Origin of the sequence: Psychrobacter sp. TB55-MNA-CIBAN-0194 (assembly GCF_040309505.1) — a bacterium.
Taxonomy (GTDB): Bacteria; Pseudomonadota; Gammaproteobacteria; order Pseudomonadales; family Moraxellaceae; genus Psychrobacter; species Psychrobacter fozii.
Map to the genome: position 1 here is coordinate 1 of NZ_JBEOOW010000202.1, position 278 is coordinate 278.

General features: G+C 35.3%; 1 protein-coding gene. It reads left to right on the forward strand.

The window, feature by feature from the left end; genetic code table 11:
* A partial coding sequence (locus AAEY75_RS14825; protein ID WP_352259995.1) for a hypothetical protein occupies window positions 1-278 on the forward strand: 278 nt, incomplete at both ends.

The window sequence follows — 278 nt, forward strand, 5'->3', positions numbered from 1 at the left end:
GTGATAACCAATGCATTAGCAGACTACAAAGAAGATGGTTTTAGTGAAGATAAAGTGATGTTAGAGCTTTATGTTGATGCTCGTTATCATGGCCAAGAACATACCGTAAAAATACCTGTTCCAGGGTTAACGCTCGAAAATAAAGAATTTATTGATACTTTATCCCAACGTTTCCATCAAGCTCACGAGCAAGAATATACCTTCAATCTTGAAGATTCAGCGATAGAAATTGTCAACATTCATTTGGTTGCATTTGGTCTATTAGATAAAGCTGAAAT